We start from the raw sequence: 24,646 nt of genomic DNA, 5'->3' as shown, positions 1-24,646 counted from the left end.
CCGGCGCAACGCAGAAGGCCCACCCGGAGTCACCCGGGTGGGCCTTCGTGCGTACTGCTGCGGATCAGACGGTGCGGAACGCCAGTGAGACGTTGTGGCCGCCGAAGCCGAACGAGTTGTTGATCGCGGAGATCGGGCCCTCGGCCGGGAGCTTGCGGGGCTCGTCGCGCACGATGTCCGCGTCGATGTCGTCGTCGATGTCGTCGAGGTTGATCGTCGGCGGGGCGAGGCGGTGGTACAGCGCCAGCACCGTCGCGACGGTCTCGATGCCGCCCGCGCCACCCAGCAGGTGACCGGTCATCGACTTGGTCGCCGAGATCGCGATGTGGTCCAGGTCGTCGCCCAGGACCTTGCGCAGGGCCTTCAGCTCGGCCGTGTCACCCTGCGGGGTGGACGTGGCGTGCGCGTTCACGTGGACCAGCTCGGCCGGGTCGAGGCCCGTGTTGTCGAGCAGGTTCTGCAGGGCGGCCGAGACGCCGCGGCCGGTCGGCTCGGGCTGCGCGATGTGGTGGCTGTCCGCGGACAGGCCCTGGCCCAGCACCTCGCAGTAGACCCGGGCGCCGCGCGCGGCGGCGTGCTCGGCGGACTCCAGGACCACGACGCCGGCGCCCTCGCCGAGGACGAAGCCGTCGCGGGCCTTGTCGTACGGGCGGGAGGCGGTGGTCGGGTTCTCGTTGTTCTTGGACATCGCCATCATGTTGGCGAACGCGGCGATCGGCAGCGGGTGGATCGCCGCTTCGGTGCCGCCCGCGACGACCACGTCGGCGCGGCCGGTGCGGATCATCTCGACGGCGTAGCCGATGGCCTCGGCGCCCGAGGCGCAGGCGCTGACCGGAGTGTGCACACCCGCGCGGGCGTTGACCTCCAGGCCGACGTTGGCCGACGGGCCGTTGGGCATGAGCATCGGGACGGTGTGCGGGGAAACCCGTCGCACACCCTTTTCCTTCAGTACGTCGTACTGGTCGAGCAGGGTGGTCACGCCGCCGATGCCGGAGGCGATGACGGTGCCCAGGCGCTCGGGCGCGATCGCCGCGTCCTCGCCCGCCGGGGCGGTGTAGCCGGCGTCGGCCCACGCCTCACGGGCCGCGATGATCGCGAACTGGGCCGAGCGGTCCAGCTTGCGGGCCAGCGGCCGGGGAAGGACGTCATGCGGGTCCACGGCGGCCAGTGCGGCGATACGAACCGGGAGTTCGGCAAAGCGCTCGCCCTCGAGGGGCTTTACGCCGGAACGGCCGGCAAGCAGACCTTCCCAGGTCGAAGCGCTGTCGCCACCCAGCGGAGTGGTTGCGCCGATACCGGTGACGACCACGGTGCGATTGGTCGGGCTCACAGGAATTCTTTCTCCACGTCTCAGGGGGTGCTGAATTGTCACGGCGCCACCGCCAGGTGGCGACAAACGCTCGTCGTTCTTAGGCCTGGTGCTTCGCGATGTAGTCCGCGGCGTCGCCGACCGTCTTGAGACCCTTGACGTCCTCGTCCGGGATCTTCACCTCGAAGCGCTCTTCGGCGGCGACGACGACCTCGACCATGGACAGCGAGTCGACATCCAGGTCGTCGGTGAAGGACTTGTCGAGCTGGACGTCCTCCTGCGGGATGCCGGCGATCTCGTTGACGATCTCCGCGAGACCTTCGAGGATCTCTTCCTGGGTGGCGGCCATGTTGGCGCTCCTTCTATAGCTAACTGGGGGTGGAACAGGGTCCGGGAGTGATCCAGGGCCCTAGGGGAGGGTAACGACCGTCGCGGCGTAGACGAGTCCCGCCCCGAAGCCGATGACGAGCGCGGTGTCGCCGCTCTTCGCCGCTCCGGTCGCCAGGAGCCGCTCCATTGCGAGCGGGATCGAGGCGGCCGAGGTGTTGCCGGTGGTTTCGATGTCACGGGCGACCGTGACGTGCTCCGGCAGCTTCAGAGTCTTCACCATCGAGTCGATGATCCGCATGTTTGCCTGGTGCGGGATGAAGACGTCCAGGTCGTCCGCGGTGATCCCGGCGGCGTCGAGCGCCTGCTGGGCCACCTTGGCCATCTCGAAGACGGCCCAGCGGAAGACCGCCTGACCCTCCTGGGTGATGGCCGGGAACTTCTCTCCGCCGTCCTTGCCGAGGTACTCGTCCCACGGCACGGTCTGCTTGATGGTCTCCGACTTGTCGCCCTCCGAACCCCACACGGTGGGGCCGATGGCCGGCTCGTCCGAGGGACCGACGACCACGGCGCCGGCCCCGTCGCCGAACAGGAAGGCCGTCGCGCGGTCCTCCAGGTCGGTGAGGTCCGAGAGCCGCTCCACACCGATGACGAGGACGTACTCCGCGGAACCGTCCACCACCAGGCCCTTGGCCAGGGTCAGACCGTAGCCGAACCCGGCGCAGCCGGCGGAGATGTCGAAGGCGGCGGGCTTGCCCGCGCCGATGCGGTGCGCGATCTCGGTCGCGACGGCCGGGGTCTGCTTGAAGTGCGAGACCGTCGAGACGATCACGGCGCCGATCTTCTCCGGGGCGATGCCGGCATCGGCCAGCGCCTTGCCGGAGGCCTCCACCGACATCGCGGCGACGGTCTCCTGGGGCGAGGCCCAGTGCCGCGTGGCGATGCCGGAGCGGGAGCGGATCCACTCGTCGGACGAGTCGATGGTCTCGAGGATGACCTCGTTGGGCACCACGCGGACCGGGCGGTAGCCGCCGACCCCCAGGATGCGGGCGTACGGGGAGCCCTTGGCAGGCTTGATCTTCGACATGCTGTGTGGGCTCCTTCTCTCAGGCCGACTGCTCGGCGACAAGCGCCGCGGCCTTCTCGAGATCGTCCGGGGTCTTCAGGGCCACGCTCGGTACGCCCTTCAGCGCGCGCTTGGCCAGACCCGTCAGGGTGCCACCGGGGGACAGCTCGATGATCCCCGTGACGCCCAGTGCGGCGAACGTCTCCATGCACAGGTCCCAGCGGACCGGGTTGGCCACCTGGCCCACCAGCCGGGCGACGACATCGGCGCCCGTGGTCACGACCTGACCGTCCTTGTTCGAAACATAGGCCGTCGTCGGGTCCGCCGGGGAGAGGGCCGCTGCGGCCTGCTCCAGGGCGACGACCGCCGGGGCCATGTGGTGCGTGTGGAAGGCGCCCGCGACCTTGAGGGCGACGACCTTCATGGAGCCTTCGGGCTTCTCGGCCTCGAGCGCCGCGATCTGCTCCATCGTGCCGGCCGCGACGATCTGGCCCGCGCCGTTGATGTTCGCCGGGGTCAGACCCAGCTTCTCCAGGTGCGCGACCACGACGTCGGGGTCCCCGCCGAGAACCGCGGCCATGCCCGTCGCGGTGATCGCCGCGGCCTCGGCCATGCCGAGCCCGCGGGTCCGTACGAAGGACAGCGCCTCGGTGTCGGAGAGCACACCGGCCTGGACGGCCGCGGTGATCTCGCCGACGCTGTGACCGGCGACGGCGCCGAACGCGGTACCCGCGCCGAGGGCGTCGGCGGAGAGCAGACCGGCCGCCACCAGCAGGGGCTGCGCCACGGCCGTGTCGCGGATCTCGTCCGCGTCGGCCTTCGTGCCGTAGTGGGCAAGGTCGAGCCCGATGGCGTCCGACCAGGCGGCGACGCGGTCAGCGGCACCGGGAAGGTCGAGCCAGGGAGTCAGGAAGCCGGGCGTCTGTGCGCCTTGGCCGGGAGCGACGAGTACGAGCACCCTCACACTCTCTCTTGTGTTCGGTCCACGCCGCCCGTGGGGACAGGGACGAAGAACCTTCGGGGTAATTGTTGATGTCCGACAAAAGTCTAGGACTGGGGGTCGCCGTCGGCCAGACGCCCAAGGATCAGGGCGATCCTCAGAGTGAACGCAGAACGGACATCGGAGGGCGACCATCCGGTGACGTCCGTCACACGTCGCAGCCGGTAGCGCACGGTGTTGGGGTGCACGAACAGCATCCGAGCTGCGCCTTCGAGGCTGCTCGCCTGCTCCAGGTACACGCTCAGGGTCTCCAGCAGGGCCGAGCCGGCTTCTTCGAGCGGTCTGTAGATCTCCTCCACCAACTGCTCGCGCGCCGAAGGGTCCGAGGCGATCGCACGCTCGGGCAGCAGATCATCCGCCAGTACCGGCCTGGGAGCGTCCTGCCACGCCGTGCACGCCTTGAGTCCGGCCGCGGCCGCCTGCGCCGACTTCGTGGCGTTCAGCAGGTCCGGAACCACCGGACCGGCCACCACCGGGCCCGCGGCGAACGGCCCGATCAGCGACTTGGCCACCTGCATCGGATTGTCGCTGCCGCCCGCGATGACCACGAGACGGTCCCCGAGCACACCCGTGAGGACCTGGAGCTTGTGATGGCGGGCCGCGCGCCGGATCGCCTCGACCGTCAGCTCGCTGTCGCCCTCCGGCGCGGTGCCCAGCACCACGCACACGTGTTCCGGCGAATTCCAGCCGAGCGCCGCGGCCCGCGACAGCGCGCCCTCGTCGGCCTCCCCGGAGAGCACCGCGTTGACGACCAGCGACTCCAGCCGGGCGTCCCACGCCCCGCGCGCCTCGGCGGCCTGCGCGTACACCTGGGCGGTCGCGAACGCGATCTCCCGGGCGTACACCAGCAGCGCCTCGCGCAGGATCGACTCGTCGCCGGGTGCGGCGACCTCGTCGATCGCGGTCTCCATGACCTCGATCGTGGTCCGCACCATCTCGACGGTCTGGCGCAGCGTGATCGCCCGGGTCAGCTCGCGCGGAGCCGTCCCGAACACATCGGTGGAGATCGCCTGCGGGGTCTCCGGGTGGCGGAACCACTCGGTGAACGCGGCGATGCCCGCCTGGGCCACCAGTCCGATCCAGGAGCGGTTCTCCGGTGGCATCGCCCGGTACCACGACAGGGTCTCGTCCATGCGCGCGATGGCGTTCGCGGCGAGCCGTCCGGAGGACTTCTCCAGCCGGCGCAGCGTCGCGGCGTGCGGATGCGCGGGGGCCGGATGCGCGGAATGGGTCGCTGGTGAATGCTCGCGTTCGGGTTGGGGCACGTGACAAGACTGCCCTATCGGGACGGATGCGCGGAGTCGGGTCTCACCCGGGCCCGCGTGGCCGTCCCGGGGGCGTGGCGCGCCCGGGGACTACGGTGGCCTCCATGATTGATGTACGACGAGGCGCCGACCGGTACGAGGGCGGGGACCCGTCCGCCGGGATCACCACCCGGCACGCCTTCTCCTTCGGACACCACTACGACCCGGACAACCTGCGCTTCGGCCCGGTGATGGCGTGCAACGAGGAGACCCTCGCCCCGGGCGCCGGCTTCGAGGAACACCCCCACAGCAACACCGAGATCGTGACCTGGGTGACGGAGGGCCAGCTCACCCACCGCGACAGCACCGGCGCCACCACCCTGGTCCGGCCCGGGGACGTGCAGCACCTCGGCGCCGGATCCGGCGCCCGGCACGTCGAGCGCAACGACGGCCCCGGTCCGCTCGGCTTCGTACAGCTGTGGCTGGCCCCCCTCGAACCGGCCGGGGAGCCCTCGTACGCGCTGGTCAGGGGCATCGCCGACAGCACGCCCTACGCCGTGCCCGCGGCCGGGGCCGTGCTGCACGTACGGCGTCCGGGCGCGGGCGAGCGGGTCGCCGTACCGGCGGCGGGGCACGTGTACCTGCACGTCGTACGGGGAGACCTGCGCCTCGACGGAAAGGATGCGGACGACGGCGTCGAGCTCGGCCCCGGGGACGCGGCACGGATCACCGGCGAGGCCGACCTGGAGCTGGTCGCCGGATCCCCGTCCGAGCTGCTGATCTGGGAACTGCCCTGAGGGCAGCTTCCTTCAGGAGGCGGTGACGAGGCCGGCGGCCCGCGTGCGGATCAGCGGGAGCCGGGCGTAGAGGGCGGCGCCGAGTCGTCCGTCGCCCCCCGCGGGGCGAGAACGCTGCATAAGAGCGTGGTGGTGGCAGCCGTCAGCCAGATCCTGCGGGTTCGCACCCGGTTCTCCCCGAGGTTCACGGTGAATGGGAACCGGAATCTATCGATCCTGATCGGCTGTCAGGTACCGGGTGTCAGGTGCCGGGTCAGGCGGAGCGGCCGAGCTCCGCGAGCACCGCGTCCGTGAACGGAGGCCAGGCCTCCACGGCCCACGGGCCGAACGGGCGGTCCGTCAGCGCCACGCACGCGGCTCGCGCGTCCGGGTCCACCCACAGGAAGGTCCCGGCCTGCCCGAAGTGGCCGAAGGTGCGCGGCGAGGAGCCGGAGCCCGTCCAGTGCGGGGACTTCCCGTCGCGGATCTCCAGGCCGAGGCCCCAGTCGTTGGGGGACTGGTGGCCGTAGCCGGGCAGGACGCCCTTGAGGCCGGGGTGGACCACGGAGGTCGCCTCGGCGACGGTGCGCACGTCCAGCAGCCGGGGCTGCTGGAGCTCGGCGGCGAAGCGCACCAGGTCGGCGACGGTGGAGACGCCGTCCTTGGCGGGGGAGCCCTCCAGGGTGCTCGACGCCATGCCCAGCGGCTCGAAGACGGCCTGGTGCAGGTACTCGGCGAAGGGGATGCCGGTGGCCTTCGCGATGTGGTCGCCGAGGACCTCGAAGCCCGCGTTCGAGTACAGCCGGCGCTGTCCGGGCGGGGAGACCGTGCGGTGCTCGTCGAAGGCCAGGCCGCTGGTGTGCGCGAGCAGGTGGCGGACGGTGGAGCCCTCGGGTCCGGCGGGCTCGTCCAGCTCGATCGCGCCCTCCTCGTAGGCGACGAGGGCGGCGTAGGCGGCGAGCGGCTTGGTCACGGAGGCCAGCGGGAAACGGTGGTCCACCGGGCCGTGGGCGCCGATCACGGTTCCGTCGGCGCGGACGACGGCCGCGGCGGCGGTCGGAACCGGCCAGTTCTCGATGATGCGCAGACTCTGCAAGCTCTCCATGCGGCCGAGGGTACTTGCTTGGAGTGCACTCCAAGGTTTTAGCGTGGTGGTCATGAGCCTGACGGAGACGCGGTACACGATCAGCGAGGTCGAGGCCCGGACCGGTCTGACCCAGCACACACTGCGCTGGTACGAGCGGATCGGCCTCATGCCGCACGTGGACCGTTCCCACTCGGGCCAGCGGCGCTTCAGCGACAAGGACCTCGACTGGCTGGCCTTCGTGGGCAAGCTGCGCTCCACCGGAATGTCGGTGGCCGACATGGTCAGTTACGCCGAACTCGTCCGCGAGGGCGCGCACACCGTGGACCGGCGGCGCGAACTGCTGGAGCGCACGCGCTGCGAGGTGCGGTCCCGGATCGCCGAGCTGACGGACGCGCTCGCGGTATTGGACTTCAAGATCGACATGTATTCGATGAATAAGGCGGACCGGACATGAGCGGAATCGAGAAGATCGAGAAGGTCGAGCTGGGCAAGGGAGGCCCCCTGGTGGGCGTCCAGGGCCTCGGCTGCATGGGCATGAGCGAGTTCTACGGGGACACGGACGAGGCGGCCGCCCGGCTGACCCTGGACGCGGCGCTGGACGCCGGTGTCACCCTCTTCGACACCGCGGACGTCTACGGGCGGGGTGCGAACGAGGAGTTCCTCGCCCCATTCGTGGCCGCGCACCGCGAAGAGATCACCCTCGCCACGAAGTTCGCCATAGAGCGCAGCGACGACCCGACGTACCGGGGGGTCCGCAATGACCCGGCGTACGTGCGCCGGTCGGTGGAGGACAGCCTGCGCCGGCTCGGCACCGATGTGATCGACCTCTACTACATGCACCGCCGCGACCCGGCCGTGCCGCTCGCCGAATCGGTGGGCGCGATGGCGGAGTTGGTGCAGGAGGGCAAGGTGCGCCACCTCGGGCTCTCTGAGGTGACGGGCGCCGAGCTGCGCGAGGCGCACGCGGTGCACCCGATCGCGGCGCTCCAGTCGGAGTGGTCGCTGTTCAGCCGGGATGTGGAGCGCAGCGCGGTGGGCGCTGCGGCGGAGCTGGGCGTGGCCTTCGTGCCGTACTCCCCGCTCGGGCGCGGCTTCCTGACCGGTGCGTTCGCGGACGCGGCGGCGGACCTGTCGGCCGGTGACTTCCGCAAGTACCAGCCCCGTTTCACGGGGGACAACGCGAAGACGAACGCGGCGCTGCTGGCGCCGGTACGGGAGATCGCGGCGGCCCGGCAGGCCACGCCGGGGCAGATCGCCCTGGCCTGGGTGCACCAGCAGGCGCGGGTGCACGGGCTGACCGTGGTTCCGATCCCGGGCACCCGCAAGGCGGGCCGCCTCGCGGAGAACACCGCGGCGACCCGGATCACCCTGACGGACGCGGAGCTGGCGCTGCTGGAGCCGATCGCCGCGCAGGTCGCGGGGGACCGCTACCCGGACATGTCCTCGACCTCGGCCGCGCGCGAGGCGTAGGCGGGGCGAGCGGGACCGGCCCGGGCCGGGGCCGGGACCGGCCGGCCCCGGCCCGGCCCCGCTCAGGCGTCCGCCGTTCAGGCACCCGCCGTGAAGCGGTCGCGCAGGGCGGCGTACTCCGCGTCCGTCAGGAGGCCCGCGCTGTGCAGTTCGCCCAGGTGCTGGAGCCGGTCGCCGGAGCGGGCCCGGGGGAGCGAGGCGACCGGGGAGCGGCCGCGCAGGGCGGCGAGGACCGCCGCCGCGAACGGCAGGGATTCGTGCACGGCCCCGTAGCCCACGCCGAAGACGGCCGAGGACAGGTCGTGGTCGGGCCGGGGGTCGCCCGCCAGGCCCCGGGCCAGCAGGCGCAGGTGGCCCCCCGCCCGCTCCGGGGAGTGCCACTCGACACCCGTCAGGGCGGCCAGCGGATACCGCTGGTCGCCCGCCTTCCATTTGGTGCTGGTGGCCCCGGTGCGGGACCAGTGGAAGGTGACGGCGGCGCCGTCGAAGGCGAGCCTGGCGTCGTAGGCCTTCAGGGCGGCCGGGGGCTGCTGGACGGGCACCAGGAAGCGGTCGGCCGGTTCGGGCGGTCCCAGCCGCTCGCGCAGGGCGGCCGCGAAGGCCGCTGCCCGGTCGGCGCCGGCGCCGGGCAGCACCAGCCGGTACGGATCGGAGGCCTCTCTCAGCTGCCCCGCGGCAGCCTCCATCAGCGGATCGGCGCCCGCCCGCACCGAGGCGCGCAGCACGACGGTGTCCCGGCGCCCCACACTCAGACTCACCCCCGACAACGCTTCGAGGGGGATCCGGCGTTCCCCGAGGGCATGCCAGAGCCTGGGCGTTCGCATCCCCCGTGCGAAGCGGATGAGTATCGAGTCCGTGGTGCGGTCGAACTCCCAGACGGCATGGTTTCCGGCCAGTACGTCACCCATGCGGCACATCGTAAAGGGACCGACCCCCGCGCGTCCCCCCGCTGTGAAGCCCCTTTTCGGGGCGTCTACGCGTGTCAGGAACCGTTCGTGCCGGAAATTCCGCGTCGACAGGCGTCGTCGCCGGTGGCGCACACCGTGGAACCGAACTCACCGGTTCCGATTTTGGCGAAGTTGTCCAAAGAAGCGGTGCCTGGCTCGAAGTAGCCGGTGTGGCTCTTGGCCCCGGCCGCCGACAGCACCCGCGCGCCGAAGTCCTGGGAGACCGGATCCGCGCCGTGGCCCAGGCCCCCGACCTCCAGGTGCGGTACGTCCGCGATCCAGTCGCCGGAGTCCCGCATCGCCCAGACCCGCGCCGAGGTCCCGAGGTCCGCGACGTTCTCGGCACGCATCCCGGGGCTGCCCGCCACCGCGATGTCCGTGACCCGGCCGGGCAGTTGGTGCGCGGCGACCCCGCAGACCACCGAGCCGTAGCTGTGGCAGAACAGTGCCACGCTCGCCCTCCCCGGCAGCGAGGAGGCCAGCGCGCGCAGCTTCACGGCGCCGTCCGCGGCCATCCGGCCGGTGGCCGCGTCCATGCCGACCCCGGTGGGTGCGGTGTACCCGGCCCAGGCGATGACCGCCGTCCGGCTGTCGGGCGCGGCCGCGCGCTCGGCCTCGTACAGGGACTCGGCCATGCCGACGGGGGCGGTGAGGCGGCGCTGGGTGCGCTCGAAGGTCAGCGCGTCCGTGTCGACGCCGGGGACGATCACCGAGATCCGGTGGGCCGCGTCGAGATCGCCGAAGACCTCGGCGACGAGGCCGCCGCCGGTGGGGTCGAAGGTGAGGATCTGCCGGCCCGGCCCGGCGAGGGATTCGAAACGGTGGGCGCGCCGGGTGGCGTTGGTGCGGTCGGCGGGGGCCAGCGTGACGTCGTGTCCGTCGGCCTCCTCCTCCCGGGCGGCCTGCTGCAAGGCGATCCGGTTGGCCCCGTAGCGGGTGTCGGACGGCACGCCGGCGAGGTTGCCGACGACCAGCGGGTACGCCTCGGCCAGCCGGGCGCGCTGGGCTCCGTCGAGCCCGGCGAAGAAGTGGGCCACCATCGGGGCGGGGGCATCGGCGGCGGGCAGCACCCGGCCTTCGAAGCGGGCCCGGGCCCAGGAGGCGAGCGCGGCCCGGCGCGCGGAGATCCCCTCATCGGGCCGGTGCACCGCGGTCCAGCCGGTGGTCGCGAGCATCAGGAAGACCACCGTCAGCGCGAGCAGGGTGCGCAGGACGGCCGGGCGCGCGACGTGGTCGACGGCGTGGGGGTGGGCGAGGCCGGGCAGGTTCACTGCGACCAGACTAGGAGACCGCCGCGGGCGGTGGCGCGCTGGGTGACCGGAGTCACCGCCGACGGTACGAAGCCGCACGAAGCGGGTGATCTCGTACGGGGCCGTGTACGCGACCGTGCGCTCCCCGGCTTGCGGCGGGCGCGGCCGCGGTCCCGTACGAGATCACCCGGCGGGGAACGGCAGGTCAGGCCGGGTGGCTCCAGCCGGAGGCCAGCGCGGGGCCGATCTGGTCGAGATAGGCCTCGGTCATCCGCCGGATCGTGGCGACACTGATGTCCTGGCCCTGGCCCCAGAGCCGGCCGGTGACCCTCATCACGCCCGAGAACGCGGCGACGGCCACCCGCGGCCGCGGATCGGCGTCCACGTCCAGCCCCTCGCGCTCGGCGATCAGCAGGGCGATCCGCTCCTCCAGTTCGGTGGAGCGGCGCAGGTGCACGGCGAGCAGGGCCGGAGTGGACTCGATGAGCCGGTAGCTGCGCATGTACAGGTCGACCGGGACCACCTCGGAGATGGCCTCGTCCACGGTGTCCCAGGCGTCGAGCACGGCGGCGCGCATCGCCGCGAGGGGCCCCTCGGCGGGCGGGCGGGCGCGCAGCGCGGCGACGAAGTGGGATTCGACCAGGTCCTGGACCGCGAAGGCCACCTCCTCCTTGTTGGCGAAGTACCGGAAGAAGGTCCGCTGCGAGACGTCCACGGCATCGGTGATCTCGTCGACGGTGGTCTCTTCGTACCCCTGGGCCACGAACAGGAGGAGCGAGGCGCGCAGCAGCGCGTCGCGGGTGCGGCGTTTCTTGCGCTCGCGCAGTCCGGCCGCGGGCGCTGACGGCGCGGGCCGCTGATCGGTCATCACGGCGGGCGGTGTCCTCTCTGAGGCGGACTGGGCGGTCAGGGTATCTGTGACGGACCTGACAGTGACTGTCTGACTAAGCCGTCTGTGAAGTGTCAGTAGCTGTCACTAACCTGTCCGCATGACTAGTCAGATCACCGTCGACGACCAGGACGATCGGGCGCTCACCAAGGAACCAGGGCCCGCGCAGCCCCGTACCGGACTGCGCGGACACCCCTGGCTGACTCTCTTCGCCGTCGCGATCGGCGTCATGATGGTCACCCTCGACGGCACGATCGTCGCCGTCGCCAACCCCGCGATCCAGAAGGACCTCGGCGCCTCGCTCGCCGACGTCCAGTGGATCACCAACGGCTACCTCCTCGCCCTCGCGGTCTCGCTGATCACCGCCGGCAAGCTCGGCGACCGCTTCGGCCACCGCCAGACCTTCCTCATCGGCATCGCCGGCTTCGCCGTCTCCTCGGCGATCATCGGCCTGTCCAACGGAGTCGAGCTCGTCATCGGCTTCCGCGTCGCGCAGGGCGTCTTCGGCGCGCTGCTGATGCCCGCCGCGCTCGGCCTGCTGCGCGCGACCTTCCCCGCCGAGAAGCTCAACATGGCCATCGGTATCTGGGGCATGGTCATCGGCGCCTCGACTGCCGCGGGTCCCATCGTCGGCGGCCTGCTCGTGGAGAACGTGAGCTGGCAGTCGGTCTTCTTCATCAACGTGCCCGTCGGCGTCGTCGCGCTCGCCTTCGGCCTGTTCATCCTGGTCGACCACCGGGCCGAGAACGCCCCGCGCTCCTTCGACCTCCCCGGCATCGCCCTGCTGTCGGTCGCGATGTTCTCCCTGATCTGGGCGCTGATCAAGGCCTCGGAATGGGGCTGGGGCGACCTCAAGACCCTGCTCTTCCTGGGGCTGTCCGTCCTGTGCTTCGTGGCCTTCGCCCTCTGGGAGAAGCGGGTCGCCGAGCCGCTGATCCCCCTCGCGATGTTCCGCTCGCTGCCGCTGTCCGCGGGCACCGTGCTGATGGTCCTGATGGCCTTCGCCTTCATGGGCGGGCTGTTCTTCGTGACCTTCTACCTCCAGAACATCCACGGCATGAGCCCCGTCGACAGCGGCCTGCACCTGCTGCCGCTCACCGGCATGATGATCATCGGCTCACCGCTGGCGGGCATCGCCATCACCAAGGTCGGCCCGCGCATCCCGCTCGTCGCGGGCATGGTCGCCACCGCCACCGCCTGCTTCGGGATGGCGCAGCTGACCCCGGGGACCGGCACCCTGACCATGTCGCTCTGGTTCGCGCTGATGGGCCTCGGACTGGCGCCCGTCATGGTCGGGGCCACCGAGGTCATCGTCGGCAACGCCCCGCTGGAGCTGTCCGGCGTGGCCGGCGGGCTCCAGCAGGCCGCGATGCAGGTCGGCGGCAGCCTCGGCACCGCCGTGCTCGGCGCGGTCATGGCCAGCAAGGTCGGCAGCGTCTTCGGCGACAACTGGGCCGCCGCCGAGCTGCCGCCGCTCACCCCCGAGCAGACGGACCTCGCGGAGAAGGGGGTCCAGGTCGGCATCGCCCCGGTTCCGCCGGGCGTGCCCGACCAGGTCGCGCAGGCCATCAAGGGCGTCGCGCACGACACGTTCGTGTCAGGGATGAGCACCGCCTTCACCGTCGCCGCCGTGGTCGCGGTGCTCGCCGCGGTCGTGGCCTGCTTCACCAAGCGCGGTGAGAACGCCGCCGCGGGGGCGGGCGCCGCGCACATCTAGGCCGGCGCCGCCCGAGCTGCCCGCTGCTGCCCGGGCGGTGCCCCGGCGCTTCCGGGCCTGCGTCCGCCGCCGAACGGAGGCCCGGAAGCGTCAACTCCATGCGTGCGAAAGCCCCGCCGGGCGGTTCCGGCGGGGCTGTCGCCTATCAGGGTGGACCCGCCCGAGGCCCCTTCCGCTCGCCCGTCATCGCAGGTCAGCGTGGTGTCGACGGAGCTTCCGGAACCGGTCCGGAGCCCGTCCGTCCACCAGGAGTTGACCCGTCATGCGTACGTGGAACACCACTTTTTCGGGGCGCACAGTCGCCGCAGCCGCCGTACTCGCCGCCACCCTGCTGATCCCGGGCACCGCCGCCCCCGCCCACGCGGCCGGAGCCGGGGCCGGGGCCGGGAAGAGGGCCGGCCACGCCTCCGGGCCGCCGCCGCTCGGGGTCTGCGCCACCGGGCAGTTGTGCCTGTGGGCGAAGCCTGAGTTCAAGGGGACCCGCAGGACCCACGAGCTCAGCACCCTCGACATCAACAGCTGCACCGCGCTGCCCGCCGGGACCACCGCCCAGTCGATCTCCAACCGGACCGGACGCCCGGTGACCACCTACCAGTCGGCCGAGTGCGCCGAGACGGGAGAGTTCCAGACGTATCCGGGCGACGGGGTGTGGCTGCCCCAGTCGCCGTACCAGGTGCGGGCGTTCAAGGTGTGGGAGAACTGACGGCCCCGGTCGTACGGGCCTCTCCGGGCGCCGGAGCCGCAGCCGCGGTCCCGGCCGCCCGGGGAGGCCCGCCCTGGGCCGCGACCCCCGGGTCGGGGGAGGCCGCGGGCACGCCGCCCGGCCCCGTTCCGCTCAGCGCGGCGATCTCCGCGCGCAGCGCCCGTACCTCGCCCGCCAGTTCGGCGATGGCCGCCGTCTGGGCCCGTTCCACCAGGTCGTCGCGTTCGAAACGGGAGATGAACCAGGCCGCGATGTTGGCGGTCACCACACCCAGCAGCGCGATCCCGGACAGCATCAGCCCCACCGCCAGCAGCCGGCCGAGCCCGGTGGTGGGGGAGTGGTCCCCGTACCCGACCGTGGTCATCGTCGTCACCGACCACCACAGGGCGTCCCCCAGGTTCTTGATGTTGCCCCCGGGGGCGTCGCGCTCCACGCTCAGCACGGCCAGCGAGCCGAACATCAGCAGCCCGACCACCGCGCCCGCCACGTACGTGGTCAGCCGGATCTGCGGGGCCATCCGGGCCCGTCGGCCCACCAGCAGCAGCGTGGAGACCACCCGCAGCAGCCGCAGCGGCTGGATCATCGGCAGCAGCACCGCCGCCAGGTCCATCCAGTGGGTCCGGATGAAGGCCTTCTTCGCCCCCGAAAGGCCCAGCCGCATCAGGTAGTCGACGGCGAAGGCCGCCCACACCACCCACTCGGCGTGCGTGCAGGCCCGGTGCACGGCCGGATCCGCGTCGGGCGCCACGATGGGCACGGCGTAGGCGACGGCGAATCCGAGGGCGAGCACCAGCAGCGGCGTCTGCGTCCGGCGCTCCCACCGCGACTGGCGGGAGGGTTGTTTCATGCGGGCATAGTAAAGAACGGGTAAGGGGCGCTGGGACAGATGTCCCAGCGCCCCCACGGAAGAGTGACGGCTACGCGTCGCCGCCCGCCGCGCCCGGGTCGGCGGCCCGGACGTCCAGCAACTGGTACCGGTCGATGGCCTGCTTGAGCGCGGACCGGTCGATCCGACCCTCCTTGGCCAGCTCGGTCAGGACCGAGAGGACCACCGACTGCGCGTCGATGTGGAAGAACCGCCGGGCCGCACCGCGCGTGTCGGCGAAGCCGAAGCCGTCCGCGCCCAGCGAGGTGTACGAGCCGGGAACCCAGCGCGAGATCTGGTCCGGGACCGCCCGCATCCAGTCGGAGACCGCGACGAACGGACCCTCCGCGCCGGACAGCTTGCGCGTCACGTACGGGACCCGCTGCTCCTCCTCCGGGTGGAGCAGGTTGTGCTCCTCCACCGCGACGGCCTCGCGCCGCAGCTCGTTCCAGGAGGTCGCCGACCAGACGTCCGCCTTGACGTTCCACTCGGCGGCCAGGATCCGCTGCGCCTCCAGCGCCCACGGCACGGCCACGCCGGAGGCCATGATCTGCGCCCCGACGGCGCCCGTGGTGCCCGCGGAGACCCGGTGGATGCCCTTGAGGATGCCTTCGGCGTCCACGTCAGCCGGCTCGGCCGGGTGCTGGATCGGCTCGTTGTAGACCGTCAGGTAGTAGAAGACGTCCTCGGCGTCGGGCCCGTACATCCGGCGCAGACCGTCCTTGACGATGTGCGCGATCTCGTACCCGTACGCCGGGTCGTACGCCACACAGCCCGGGTTGGTCGACGCCAGCAGCTGGGAGTGACCGTCGGCGTGCTGGAGGCCCTCACCCGTGAGGGTGGTCCGCCCGGCGGTCGCGCCGAGGACGAATCCGCGCGCCAGCTGGTCGGCCATCTGCCAGAACTGGTCACCCGTGCGCTGGAATCCGAACATCGAGTAGAAGACGTACACCGGGATCAGCGGCTCGCCGTGCGTGGCGTACGCCGAACCGGCGGCGATCAGCGAGGCCGTGCAGCCCGCCTCCGAGATGCCGTCGTGCAGCATCTGGCCGGTCGGGGACTCCTTGTACGCGAGCAGCAGGTCGCGGTCGACCGCCTCGTACTGCTGGCCCAGCGGGTTGTAGATCTTGGCGCTCGGGAAGAACGCGTCCATGCCGAAGGTGCGGTACTCGTCGGGCGCGATCAGCACGAAGCGCTTGCCGATCTCCTTGTCCCGCATGAGGTCCTTCAGGATGCGGACGAAGGCCATGGTGGTGGCGATCGACTGCTGGCCCGAACCCTTCTTGGCGGCCGCGTACGTGGCGTCGCCCGGCAGCTGCAGCGGCTTGGCGCGCACCACGCGGGTGGGCACGTACCCGCCGAGCGCGCTGCGGCGGTCGTGCATGTACTGGATCTCGGGGGAGTTGCGCCCCGGGTGGTAGTACGGCGGCGCGCCGTCCTCCAGCTGGGCGTCCGTGATCGGGATGTGCAGCCGGTCGCGGAAGCGCTTGAGGTCGTCGGCCGTCAGCTTCTTCATCTGGTGGGTCGCGTTGCGGCCCTCGAAGTTCGGCCCCAGGGTCCAGCCCTTGACCGTCTGCGCCAGGATCACCGTCGGCTGGCCCTTGTGGGCCTTGGCCGCCGCGTACGCCGCGTAGACCTTCTTGTGGTCGTGACCACCACGGCCCAGGTGCTGGATCTGCTGGTCGGACATGTTCTCGACCATCGCGCGCAGGCGGTGGTCGTCGCCGAAGAAGTGCTCGCGGATGTACGAACCGGATTCGGTCGCGTACGTCTGGAACTGCCCGTCCGGGGTGGTGTTCATCTTGTTGACCAGGATGCCGTCGCGGTCCTGCGCCAGCAGCGGGTCCCAGGAGCGGTCCCAGATCAGCTTGATGACGTTCCAGCCGGCGCCGCGGAACTGCGACTCCAGCTCCTGCATGATCTTGCCGTTGCCGCGGACCGGGCCGTCGAGGCGCTGCAGGTTGCAGTTGACCACGAAGGTCAGGTTGTCCAGGTTCTCGCGGGCGGCGATGGACAGCTGGCCGAGCGACTCCGGCTCGTCCATCTCGCCGTCGCCGAGATACGCCCAGACGTGTGACTTGGAGGTGTCCGCGATGCCGCGGGCCTGCATGTACCGGTTCATCCGGGCCTGGTAGATCGCACCGAGCGGACCGAGGCCCATCGAGACGGTCGGGAACTCCCAGAAGTCCGGCATCAGGCGCGGGTGCGGGTAGCTGGAGAGGCCGTACGGGGCCTTCGACTTCTCCTGGCGGAACGCGTCGAGCTGCTGCTCGGAGAGCCGGTCCAGGAGGTAGGCGCGGGCGTAGATGCCGGGCGAGGCGTGGCCCTGGAAGAAGATCTGGTCGCCGCCGTCGCCCTCGTCCTTGCCCCGGAAGAAGTGGTTGAAGCCCACGTCGTAGAGGGAGGCGGAGGAGGCGAAGGTGGCGATGTGGCCGCCTACCCCGATGCCCGGACGCTGGGCGCGCGAGACCATGACGGCCGCGTTCCAACGGGTGGCGTTGAGGACCTTGCGCTCGATCTCCTCGTTGCCGGGGAAGAAGGGCTCGTCCTTGGTGGCGATCGTGTTGACGTAGTCCGTGGAGCGCATCTCGGGCACGGCCACGCGCTTCTCGCGGGCCCGCTCGATCAGCCGCAGCATCAGGTAGCGGGCCCGCTCACGGCCCCGCTCGTCGACGGCGGCGTCCAGGGAGTCGAGCCACTCCTGCGTCTCTTCCGGATCGAAGTCCGGGACCTGGCTCGGCAGGCCGCCAATGATGATCGGATTGCGATCGGATGCGGAAGCCACGCTGTTCCTTCGCTGTCGGGGGAGTCGTGCCTTGGGGTTCGCCGCCTCCCATGGTCTTACGCTCGGCGGAAATCGTCACCTTTACCACTCGGTAATCCCTGGAGTCAGGGGGGATTGCGGGGGTGGGGGTGACGAGACCGGCCAAACCGCAACCTTACGCCCACCTAGATCAACGCCTTCGCAAGGCCGTTCGTCCCTCAAACAGGTAGGAAAGTCCCGAGGTGATGCCGAATGAGGTGGAATGGTGTGGGATGAATCACCAGAGGTGCATACGGAGGGGCTGAAAGTTGCGGCGAGACGGCCGCAATCGTCACCGTTTCGACGGTCTCGGCGGCCGGGTACTTGCGCGATCCGCCGCGCCCGTGTGGACTACGCCCAATGCTGCGCGTACGCGCGCTGCCGAAGAACATTCACCGAACATGAGCAGGAGGCACCCCGTGAGCGCGACCGCGGACCACGCGGAGAACCTGGCCGCCAGGCTGGGTTTCCAGTCCGAACAGGTGGTCCAGGAGATCGGCTACGACGACGATGTCGATCAGGAATTCCGTGATGCCGTAGAGGATCACGTCAGTGAGGTCGTCGATGAGGACTACGACGACGTCGCGGACGCGGTGCTGCTGTGGTTCCGGGAGGACGACGGCGACCTGACGGACGCCCTGGTCGACGCGACCGAGCTGGTCGAGGACGGCGCACTGATCCTGCTGGTGACTCCCAAGACCGGCAAGGACGGTTTCGTCGAGGCCAGCGACATCAGCGAGGCCGCCGAGACGGCCGGCCTCTCTCTGGCCAAGGGACTTCCCGTCGGCAAGGAGTGGACCTCCACCCGCCTGACGACGCCGAAGACGGCCAAGTCCAAGCGCTGAACCGCGCCCCGCAGCCAAGCGGACACATGCACCCCGCCGACCGGAATCGTCCCGGTCGGCGGGGTGTGTGCGTTCGGCCGCGCGGTGGGCCGGCGGCATAGGCTGTTCCCCGGGACATCACCCGAACGGCCCAACGCAGGGATGCAGGAACGAAGGGATGCGACAGATGGCGATCGAGGTCGGCAGCAAGGCCCCGGACTTCGAGCTCAAGGACAACCACGGTGCCACCGTGCGGCTCTCCGACTTCCGGGGGGAGAAGGCCGTCGTGCTGCTCTTCTACCCGTTCGCCTTCACCGGTGTCTGCACCGGTGAGCTGTGCGAGCTGCGCGACCAGCTCCCGCGGTTCCAGAACGACGACGTGCAGCTCCTCGCGGTCTCCAACGACTCCGTGCCGACCCTGCGCGTCTTCGGCGAGCAGGAGGGGCTGGAGTACCCGCTGCTGTCGGACTTCTGGCCGCACGGCGAGACTTCCCGCGCCTACGGGGTCTTCGACGAGGACAAGGGCTGCGCGGTCCGCGGCACCTTCGTCATCGACAAGGACGGAGTGGTGCGCTGGAGCGTCGTCAACGGCCTGCCCGACGCCCGGGACCTGAACGAGTACGTCAAGGCCCTCGACAGCCTCTGAGGGCCTCTGGGAGCCTGCGGGGGCCTCTCGCAGGCCCATGGGCAGGCTCGTGGGCAGGTTCGCCTCGAATAATCCCGTACAGGCGGGAACCCGTCACTAGGATCGAAACGTTGATCCTGTGAATCGCACGACGGGGCACCGCCCCACACAAAAACCTTATGGAGGACCCGTGGGAGTCAGCCTCAGCAAGGGCGGCAACGTCTCGCTGACCAAGGCCGCGCCGAACCTGACGGCGGTCATCGTCGGTCTGGGCTGGGACGCTCGCACCACCACCGGTGTCGACTTCGACCTCGACGCCAGTGCGATCCTGACCAACGACCAGGGCAAGGTCGCCAGCGACGCGAACTTCGTGTTCTTCAACAACCTGAAGAGCCCGGACGGCTCGGTCGAGCACACCGGCGACAACACCACCGGTGAGGGCGAAGGCGACGACGAGGCCATCAAGGTCAACCTCGCCGGCGTTCCGGCCGACGTGTCCAAGATCGTCTTCCCGGTCTCGATCTACGAGGCCGAGACCCGTCAGCAGAGCTTCGGCCAGGTCCGCAACGCGTACATCCGCGTCGTGAACCAGGCCGACAACACCGAGCTCGCCCGCTACGACCTCTCCGAGGACGCCTCGACCGAGACCGCCATGGTCTTCGGTGAGCTGTACCGCAACGGCGCGGAGTGGAAGTTCCGTGCCATCGGCCAGGGTTACGCCTCGGGGCTGCGCGGCATCGCGCAGGACTTCGGCGTCAACGTCTGAGTCCGAGTCGCATCTGCGTCTGATCCGTCGGCGCAGTAGCTCACCCGTCCGGCGCCGTGCACTGTGTGTACGGCGCCGGACCGGCTTTACCTACGGCCGTATCGTCGTACCGCAGCACCGCCATGCCGCCGCACTGTCACACCGTTGTCCGGGGAGGACCACAACATGGGCGTCACACTCGCCAAGGGGGGCAATGTCTCCCTCTCCAAGGCCGCACCGAACCTCACCCGGGTTCTGATCGGCCTCGGATGGGACGCGCGCTCGACCACGGGCGCCGACTTCGACCTCGACGCCAGCGCGCTGCTGTGCGGCAACGGCCGGGTGCTCGGGGACGAGTACTTCGTCTTCTACAACAACCTGAAGAGTCCCGAGGGCTCCGTCGAACACACGGGGGACAACCTCACCGGCGAGGGTGAAGGTGACGACGAGTCGATCATCGTCGACCTCACCAAGGTGCCGGCCGCCGTGGACAAGATCGTCTTCCCGGTCTCGATCCATGAGGCGGAGGCCCGCCGGCAGAGCTTCGGCCAGGTCAGCAATGCGTTCATCCGCGTCGTGAACGAGGCGGACGGCCAGGAATTGGCCCGCTACGACCTCACCGAGGATGCTTCCAGTGAGACCGCGATGATCTTCGGCGAGGTCTACCGGTACGGCGGCGAATGGAAGTTCCGTGCGGTGGGGCAGGGGTACGCGTCGGGGCTCCGGGGCATCGCTCTAGACTTCGGGGTCAACGTTTCGTAAAGCCGTACAAGACGATGGGATGCCAGTGGTTCTGAAAACCTTCGGCTGGTCGTTCGCAGTCACTGCGCTCGGACTGGTCGCAGCGGTGCTCTACGGGGGCTGGACAGGGTTCGGGATCGTCGCGATCCTCACCATCCTCGAGATCTCGCTGTCCTTCGACAATGCGGTGGTCAACGCCGGAATCCTGAAGAAGATGAATGCCTTCTGGCAGAAGATCTTCCTCACGGTCGGCGTGCTCATCGCGGTCTTCGGCATGCGACTGGTCTTCCCCGTCGCCATCGTCGCGATCAGCGCCAAGATCGGTCCCATCGAAGCCGTCAAGCTGGCGATGACCGAAAAGGAGCACTACCAGCAACTGGTCACGGACGCCCACCCGTCCATTGCCGCCTTCGGCGGAATGTTCCTGCTCATGATCTTCCTCGACTTCATCTTCGAGGACCGCGACATCCAGTGGCTCGCCTGGCTCGAGCGTCCGCTCGCAAAGCTCGGCAAGATCGACATGCTGTCCGCGTGCATCGCGCTGATCGTCCTGGTCGTCACCTCGATGACCTTCGCCACCAATGCCCACCAGCACGGCGGCGCTCACGTGGACAAGGCGCAGACCGTCCTGGTCTCCGGCGTCCTCGGCCTGATCACCTACATGATCGTCGGCGGTCTCTCCGGCTACTTCGAGAACAAGCTCGAAGAAGAGGAAGAGGCCGAGCACGAGGCGGAGGAAGCGGCCAAGAAGAGCGGCAAGTCCCCGGTCTCGGCCGTCGCGATGGCCGGCAAGGCCGCGTTCTTCATGTTCCTCTACCTCGAAGTCCTCGACGCCTCCTTCTCCTTCGACGGGGTCATCGGCGCCTTCGCCATCACCAACGACATCGTGCTGATGGCCCTGGGCCTCGGCATCGGTGCCATGTACGTCCGGTCGCTCACGGTCTACCTGGTCCGCCAGGGCACCCTCGACGACTACGTCTACCTGGAGCACGGCGCGCACTACGCCATCGGCGCGCTCGCCGTCATCCTGCTCGTCACCATCCAGTACCAGATCCACGAGGTCATCACCGGCCTCGTCGGCGTCGTGCTGATCGCATGGTCCTTCTGGTCCTCGGTGCGCCGCAACAAGCGCCTGGAGCTGGAGGGTTCCACCGCCGAGGCATGACCGCGGCGGTAATGCGGAACGCTTCTGTGCGGGGCGGTCCGGAGGGTCCACGGACCCACCGGGCCGCCCCGCTTCCGTGTGCAATCAGAGCTGTAAGGGGGGTTGAGGGATGGGATTCTTCGACGGCATCAGGGGCAGTCGCGGTGAGCACTTCCAGTCGGGCAGCGCCTCGTCGAACGCGATCGAGCTGACCAAACGCCATCCGACGGTGTCGCTCACCAAACAGGGGGCGGTCCACGGCAACCTGCGGGTGAACCTCTCCTGGCGGATGCGCACCTCGGACATCGGCGGGCGCACCGCGGGCCAGAGCGGACAGCTCTTCCGCCACCCGTTCAAGCTGTTCAAACCGGACATGGTGCAGGCGCACACCCAGGGCATGGTCAATGTCGACCTCGACATCGGCTGCCTCTACGAACTGGCCGACGGAACCCGCGGGGTCGTCCAGCCGCTGGGCAACCTCCACGGGGACATCAACAGCCCGCCGTACGTGAAGCTCAGCGGCGACGACCGCTTCGGGGCGCCCTCCGGCGAGACGATCTTCGTCAACCTCGACCACGCCGAGGCGATCAAGCGGCTGCTGGTCTTCGTCTACATCTACGACCAGACCCCGGCCTTCGACCGGACGCACGCCCTGGTGACCCTCTTCCCGATCACCGGGCCGCGCATAGAGATCCCGCTGGAGGAGCGCCACCCGCAGGCGCGCTCCTGCGCGGTCGTCTCCCTGGAGAACGTCAAGGGCGAGCTGATCGTGCGCCGCGAGGTCAAATTCGTCTACGGGTTCCAGGCCGAGCTCGACCGGCTGTACGGGTGGGGCCTCCAGTGGGGCCGGGGCTACAAGACGAAGGCCTGAGGCGCGCGGCTCACCGGCGGATGAACTGGGGCCCCTGCACCGGCAGCCTGAAGGACGGGTCCCCGCCCGGAGCCGGCACCGGGACCGGCGACACCGGCTGCGGGTACCCGTACGCGGGCTCCACGGCCGGCGGGGCCTGCGTGGGCGGGGCCGGAAGTACCGGGGCCGGCGCCGCCGCGGCGGACGCTGCGGCCGGGGCCTCGGTGGCGCCCTCGTCCACGGAGATCCCGTGGTCGGTGGCCAGGCCGACGAGTCCGTTGGAGTAGCCCTCGCCGAGCGCGCGGAACTTCCACCCGTCGCCCCGGCGGTACAGCTCGCCGCAGATCAGCGCCGTCTCGGCGCCGGTCTCGGGCCGCACGTCGAAGAAGGCCAGCGGTTCGGAGCCGCCGGTGGCGGTGGCGTCGTAGAGCAGGATCCGCAGGTCGTGGACCCGCTGGAAGGGCACGTCCTCGGCGGAGGCGACGACGAGGATCCGGTCCACGGCCGGGGTGACGGCCCGCAGGTCCGCCTGGACGGCGTCGGTGATCCCGTCGCCGAGCTGCTTCTTGCCGAGCCGCCAGACCGCCCCCGAAGGGTGCCGGGGCTGGTTGTAGAACACGAAGTCCTCGTCCGACCGAACCCGTCCGTCGGAGCCCACGAGCAGCGCGGACGCGTCCACGTCGGGAACACCGGGCCCGCCGGTCCAGCGCAGCACCGCCCGGACCGCCACGGCGGCCACCGGGATGTTCGAGCCCTTCTGCATCGCGTGCGTCATGGCGGTCATCCTGCCCTCCCGGGCACGACCGGGACAATGCGGCCCCCCGTAGACCTTGTCCCGGCGAAAAGTCCTGGGCATGGTGCAAGGGTGGGTGCGCGACGGGCAGGGGGGTGCGCGGCGCACCCGGCACGGCCGGAACCGTCCGGTACGAAGGTGGTGAACCCAGCGGACCAAGACCTGTCCCGGATCTCTGACCAGCGACGGTTACCTGGATTTCATGTGCATGGGGAACTCTGGAATCTCATTCATACGTACTATTACCGGCCATGCCAGTCGGGCCGCCGAGGCAGTACGGGGGAAGCACATGCGTCATTTCGGGCACATATCGCCCACCGTCCGTAAGGACCTCTTCCACCAGGAGCCGGCCGAGTTCACGGCTGCCTCCCCCGCACGCACGCTCGCGGCCGCGCTGGGAGCCACGCTCTACAGCCCTGCCACCCGGACCCAGCTGGCCCGTGACGTCCGCAAACAGGCCGACCGGGGAGTCGTCTCCATGGTCCTGTGCCTGGAGGACTCCATCAGCGACTCCGACGTCGCGGACGGCGAGGAGAACCTCGTCCGGCAGTTCGCCGCCCTCGACGAAGCGGCGGACGAGGGCCCGGCCGGGGAGCTCCCGCTGCTCTTCGTCCGGGTCCGCACCCCCGAGCAGATCCCCGACCTGGTCCACCGGCTCGGCGGCTCCGCCGCCCGGCTGTCCGGATTCGTGCTGCCGAAGTTCAGCGAGAGCCGCGGAATGGCGTTCCTGGACGCCGTGGCGCAGGCTGAAGCGGTGAGCGGGCACCCCCGGCTCTACGCGATGCCGGTCCTGGAGACCCCCGAGCTGCTCCACTTGGAGACCCGCGTCGAGGCCCTCGCCGGGATCTCCCGCACGGTCAACAAGTACCGCGAGCGGGTCCTGGCGCTGCGCCTGGGCGTCACCGACTTCTGCTCCGCGTACGGACTGCGCCGCACGCCCGACATGACCGCCTACGACGTGCAGATCGTCGCCGGCGTCATCGCCGACGTGGTCAACGTGCTCAGCCGCGCCGACGGCACCGGCTTCACGGTCACCGGGCCCGTCTGGGAGTACTTCCGCAGCCAGCAGCGGCTCTTCAAGCCGCAGCTGCGGCGCAGCCCCTTTGCGGAGGAGGGCGTCGAGGAACTGCGCACCGCCCTGATCGAGCACGACCTGGACGGGCTGCTCCGCGAGATCGAGCTGGACCGGGCCAACGGGCTGATGGGCAAGACCTGCATCCACCCCGCCCACGTCACCCCCGTCCACGCGCTGTCGGTGGTCTCCCACGAGGAGTTCAGCGACGCCAAGGACATCCTGCGCCCCGAGAGCGGCGGCGGCGGAGTGATGCGTTCGGCCTACACGAACAAAATGAACGAGGTGAAGCCCCACCGGGCCTGGGCGGAGCGCACCATGCTGCGCGCCGAGGTCTTCGGTGTGGCGAAGGAGGAGGTCGGCTTCGTCGATCTCCTCACGGCCGGGCTCCAGGTGTGA

Annotated in this window: 24 protein-coding genes; 12 read left to right on the top strand and 12 right to left on the bottom strand. The window is 70.3% G+C overall.

Features of this window, described 5'->3' with window-relative positions; genetic code table 11:
• Positions 1–64: 64 nt before the first annotated feature.
• The 5 genes from fabF to AC3IYJ_RS12875 form a co-directional block, all read right to left on the bottom strand.
• Complete coding sequence (gene fabF, locus AC3IYJ_RS12895) at positions 65–1,330, bottom strand: beta-ketoacyl-ACP synthase II (protein WP_489401442.1); 1,266 nt, start codon at positions 1,328–1,330, stop codon at positions 65–67.
• A gap of 79 nt (positions 1,331–1,409) precedes the next feature.
• The gene (locus AC3IYJ_RS12890) at positions 1,410–1,658 is read right to left on the bottom strand and encodes an acyl carrier protein (protein ID WP_405493234.1); all 249 of its coding nucleotides are present in this window, start codon (positions 1,656–1,658) and stop codon (positions 1,410–1,412) included.
• A 60-nt stretch (positions 1,659–1,718) separates the two neighbouring features.
• Entirely contained in the window at positions 1,719–2,723 is a 1,005-nt protein-coding gene (locus tag AC3IYJ_RS12885; protein WP_489401441.1) for a ketoacyl-ACP synthase III, read from the bottom strand.
• Between the two features lie 19 nt (positions 2,724–2,742).
• The gene (locus tag AC3IYJ_RS12880; protein ID WP_489401440.1) at positions 2,743–3,660 is read right to left on the bottom strand and encodes an ACP S-malonyltransferase; all 918 of its coding nucleotides are present in this window, start codon (positions 3,658–3,660) and stop codon (positions 2,743–2,745) included.
• 89 nt (positions 3,661–3,749) lie between these two features.
• On the bottom strand, positions 3,750–4,967 hold the full coding sequence (locus tag AC3IYJ_RS12875; RefSeq protein WP_489401439.1) for a PucR family transcriptional regulator: 1,218 nt from the start codon (positions 4,965–4,967) through the stop codon (positions 3,750–3,752).
• A gap of 104 nt (positions 4,968–5,071) precedes the next feature.
• On the opposite strand from AC3IYJ_RS12875, the gene AC3IYJ_RS12870 reads away from it, so the two are divergent.
• The gene (locus AC3IYJ_RS12870) at positions 5,072–5,743 is read left to right on the top strand and encodes a pirin family protein (protein WP_489401438.1); all 672 of its coding nucleotides are present in this window, start codon (positions 5,072–5,074) and stop codon (positions 5,741–5,743) included.
• Positions 5,744–5,996: 253 nt separating this feature from the next.
• On the opposite strand, the gene AC3IYJ_RS12865 is transcribed toward AC3IYJ_RS12870, so the two are convergent.
• Entirely contained in the window at positions 5,997–6,818 is an 822-nt protein-coding gene (locus tag AC3IYJ_RS12865) for a serine hydrolase domain-containing protein (RefSeq protein ID WP_489402800.1), read from the bottom strand.
• 61 nt (positions 6,819–6,879) lie between these two features.
• Between AC3IYJ_RS12865 and AC3IYJ_RS12860 the strand changes: the two genes are divergently transcribed.
• Positions 6,880–7,263, top strand: coding sequence for a MerR family transcriptional regulator (locus AC3IYJ_RS12860; protein ID WP_489401437.1), 384 nt, complete (start codon positions 6,880–6,882; stop codon positions 7,261–7,263).
• A complete protein-coding gene (locus tag AC3IYJ_RS12855) occupies positions 7,260–8,279 on the top strand; it encodes an aldo/keto reductase (protein ID WP_489401436.1) in 1,020 nt (339 codons plus the stop codon). Before AC3IYJ_RS12860 ends, AC3IYJ_RS12855 begins: the two co-directional genes overlap by 4 nt.
• A gap of 77 nt (positions 8,280–8,356) precedes the next feature.
• On the opposite strand, the gene AC3IYJ_RS12850 is transcribed toward AC3IYJ_RS12855, so the two are convergent.
• The 3 genes from AC3IYJ_RS12850 to AC3IYJ_RS12840 all read right to left on the bottom strand — a co-directional run bounded on the left by AC3IYJ_RS12850 (position 8,357) and on the right by AC3IYJ_RS12840 (position 11,344).
• Positions 8,357–9,196: a DUF4429 domain-containing protein gene (locus tag AC3IYJ_RS12850; protein ID WP_489401435.1), complete on the bottom strand. Its 840-nt coding sequence runs from the start codon at positions 9,194–9,196 to the stop codon at positions 8,357–8,359.
• A 65-nt stretch (positions 9,197–9,261) separates the two neighbouring features.
• A complete protein-coding gene (locus tag AC3IYJ_RS12845) occupies positions 9,262–10,401 on the bottom strand; it encodes an alpha/beta hydrolase (protein ID WP_489402799.1) in 1,140 nt (379 codons plus the stop codon).
• Between the two features lie 280 nt (positions 10,402–10,681).
• Positions 10,682–11,344, bottom strand: a complete 663-nt coding sequence (locus tag AC3IYJ_RS12840; protein ID WP_489402798.1) for a TetR/AcrR family transcriptional regulator — start codon at positions 11,342–11,344, stop codon at positions 10,682–10,684.
• A 121-nt stretch (positions 11,345–11,465) separates the two neighbouring features.
• Between AC3IYJ_RS12840 and AC3IYJ_RS12835 the strand changes: the two genes are divergently transcribed.
• Both AC3IYJ_RS12835 and AC3IYJ_RS12830 read left to right on the top strand, forming a co-directional pair.
• The gene (locus tag AC3IYJ_RS12835) at positions 11,466–13,082 is read left to right on the top strand and encodes an MFS transporter (protein WP_489401434.1); all 1,617 of its coding nucleotides are present in this window, start codon (positions 11,466–11,468) and stop codon (positions 13,080–13,082) included.
• A gap of 262 nt (positions 13,083–13,344) precedes the next feature.
• Complete coding sequence (locus tag AC3IYJ_RS12830; RefSeq protein ID WP_489401433.1) at positions 13,345–13,785, top strand: peptidase inhibitor family I36 protein; 441 nt, start codon at positions 13,345–13,347, stop codon at positions 13,783–13,785.
• Here AC3IYJ_RS12830 and AC3IYJ_RS12825 read toward each other — a convergent pair.
• The gene (locus AC3IYJ_RS12825) at positions 13,766–14,632 is read right to left on the bottom strand and encodes a potassium channel family protein (RefSeq protein WP_489401432.1); all 867 of its coding nucleotides are present in this window, start codon (positions 14,630–14,632) and stop codon (positions 13,766–13,768) included. The genes AC3IYJ_RS12830 and AC3IYJ_RS12825 overlap by 20 nt on opposite strands.
• Before the next feature lie 70 nt (positions 14,633–14,702).
• A complete protein-coding gene (aceE, locus tag AC3IYJ_RS12820; RefSeq protein WP_489401431.1) occupies positions 14,703–17,435 on the bottom strand; it encodes a pyruvate dehydrogenase (acetyl-transferring), homodimeric type in 2,733 nt (910 codons plus the stop codon).
• Between the two features lie 437 nt (positions 17,436–17,872).
• Here aceE and AC3IYJ_RS12815 point away from each other — a divergent pair, with 437 nt between their 5' ends.
• From AC3IYJ_RS12815 to AC3IYJ_RS12790, 6 genes are all read left to right on the top strand, one after another.
• Complete coding sequence (locus AC3IYJ_RS12815; RefSeq protein WP_489401430.1) at positions 17,873–18,298, top strand: DUF3052 domain-containing protein; 426 nt, start codon at positions 17,873–17,875, stop codon at positions 18,296–18,298.
• A 166-nt stretch (positions 18,299–18,464) separates the two neighbouring features.
• Positions 18,465–18,923, top strand: coding sequence for a peroxiredoxin (locus AC3IYJ_RS12810; RefSeq protein ID WP_489402797.1), 459 nt, complete (start codon positions 18,465–18,467; stop codon positions 18,921–18,923).
• Positions 18,924–19,092: 169 nt separating this feature from the next.
• Positions 19,093–19,668 (top strand): TerD family protein, encoded by a 576-nt coding sequence (locus AC3IYJ_RS12805; RefSeq protein ID WP_351044153.1) that lies wholly within the window; start codon positions 19,093–19,095, stop codon positions 19,666–19,668.
• Positions 19,669–19,833: 165 nt separating this feature from the next.
• A complete protein-coding gene (locus AC3IYJ_RS12800) occupies positions 19,834–20,409 on the top strand; it encodes a TerD family protein (protein WP_330296241.1) in 576 nt (191 codons plus the stop codon).
• Positions 20,410–20,434: 25 nt separating this feature from the next.
• The gene (locus AC3IYJ_RS12795) at positions 20,435–21,553 is read left to right on the top strand and encodes a DUF475 domain-containing protein (RefSeq protein WP_489402796.1); all 1,119 of its coding nucleotides are present in this window, start codon (positions 20,435–20,437) and stop codon (positions 21,551–21,553) included.
• Between the two features lie 109 nt (positions 21,554–21,662).
• Complete coding sequence (locus tag AC3IYJ_RS12790; RefSeq protein WP_489401429.1) at positions 21,663–22,403, top strand: TerD family protein; 741 nt, start codon at positions 21,663–21,665, stop codon at positions 22,401–22,403.
• A gap of 10 nt (positions 22,404–22,413) precedes the next feature.
• Here AC3IYJ_RS12790 and AC3IYJ_RS12785 read toward each other — a convergent pair whose 3' ends face one another.
• Complete coding sequence (locus AC3IYJ_RS12785; RefSeq protein WP_489402795.1) at positions 22,414–23,157, bottom strand: TerD family protein; 744 nt, start codon at positions 23,155–23,157, stop codon at positions 22,414–22,416.
• 307 nt (positions 23,158–23,464) lie between these two features.
• On the opposite strand from AC3IYJ_RS12785, the gene AC3IYJ_RS12780 reads away from it, so the two are divergent.
• Positions 23,465–24,646 carry an HpcH/HpaI aldolase/citrate lyase family protein gene (locus AC3IYJ_RS12780; RefSeq protein WP_489401428.1) on the top strand — a complete coding sequence of 394 codons (1,182 nt, stop codon included), beginning with the start codon at positions 23,465–23,467 and terminating at the stop codon, positions 24,644–24,646.

The organism is Streptomyces sp. GL_140 (assembly GCF_057834465.1).
Note: the sequence above shows the minus strand (reverse complement) of the source record. Positions and strands in the feature narration are given on the sequence as shown.

What these genes read in the sequence shown, in the direction of transcription:
- AC3IYJ_RS12890 (WP_405493234.1), bottom strand. Translation starts at nt 1,658, where the DNA reads ATGGCCGCCACCCAGGAAGAGATCCTCGAAGGTCTCGCGGAGATCGTC.
- AC3IYJ_RS12885 (WP_489401441.1), bottom strand. Translation starts at nt 2,723, where the DNA reads ATGTCGAAGATCAAGCCTGCCAAGGGCTCCCCGTACGCCCGCATCCTG.
- AC3IYJ_RS12870 (WP_489401438.1), top strand. Translation starts at nt 5,072, where the DNA reads ATGATTGATGTACGACGAGGCGCCGACCGGTACGAGGGCGGGGACCCG.
- AC3IYJ_RS12860 (WP_489401437.1), top strand. Translation starts at nt 6,880, where the DNA reads ATGAGCCTGACGGAGACGCGGTACACGATCAGCGAGGTCGAGGCCCGG.
- AC3IYJ_RS12855 (WP_489401436.1), top strand. Translation starts at nt 7,260, where the DNA reads ATGAGCGGAATCGAGAAGATCGAGAAGGTCGAGCTGGGCAAGGGAGGC.
- AC3IYJ_RS12850 (WP_489401435.1), bottom strand. Translation starts at nt 9,196, where the DNA reads ATGTGCCGCATGGGTGACGTACTGGCCGGAAACCATGCCGTCTGGGAG.
- AC3IYJ_RS12845 (WP_489402799.1), bottom strand. Translation starts at nt 10,401, where the DNA reads ATGCTCGCGACCACCGGCTGGACCGCGGTGCACCGGCCCGATGAGGGG.
- AC3IYJ_RS12840 (WP_489402798.1), bottom strand. Translation starts at nt 11,344, where the DNA reads ATGACCGATCAGCGGCCCGCGCCGTCAGCGCCCGCGGCCGGACTGCGC.
- AC3IYJ_RS12835 (WP_489401434.1), top strand. Translation starts at nt 11,466, where the DNA reads ATGACTAGTCAGATCACCGTCGACGACCAGGACGATCGGGCGCTCACC.
- AC3IYJ_RS12830 (WP_489401433.1), top strand. Translation starts at nt 13,345, where the DNA reads ATGCGTACGTGGAACACCACTTTTTCGGGGCGCACAGTCGCCGCAGCC.
- AC3IYJ_RS12825 (WP_489401432.1), bottom strand. Translation starts at nt 14,632, where the DNA reads ATGAAACAACCCTCCCGCCAGTCGCGGTGGGAGCGCCGGACGCAGACG.
- AC3IYJ_RS12810 (WP_489402797.1), top strand. Translation starts at nt 18,465, where the DNA reads ATGGCGATCGAGGTCGGCAGCAAGGCCCCGGACTTCGAGCTCAAGGAC.
- AC3IYJ_RS12800 (WP_330296241.1), top strand. Translation starts at nt 19,834, where the DNA reads ATGGGCGTCACACTCGCCAAGGGGGGCAATGTCTCCCTCTCCAAGGCC.
- AC3IYJ_RS12790 (WP_489401429.1), top strand. Translation starts at nt 21,663, where the DNA reads ATGGGATTCTTCGACGGCATCAGGGGCAGTCGCGGTGAGCACTTCCAG.
- AC3IYJ_RS12785 (WP_489402795.1), bottom strand. Translation starts at nt 23,157, where the DNA reads ATGACGCACGCGATGCAGAAGGGCTCGAACATCCCGGTGGCCGCCGTG.
- AC3IYJ_RS12780 (WP_489401428.1), top strand. Translation starts at nt 23,465, where the DNA reads ATGCGTCATTTCGGGCACATATCGCCCACCGTCCGTAAGGACCTCTTC.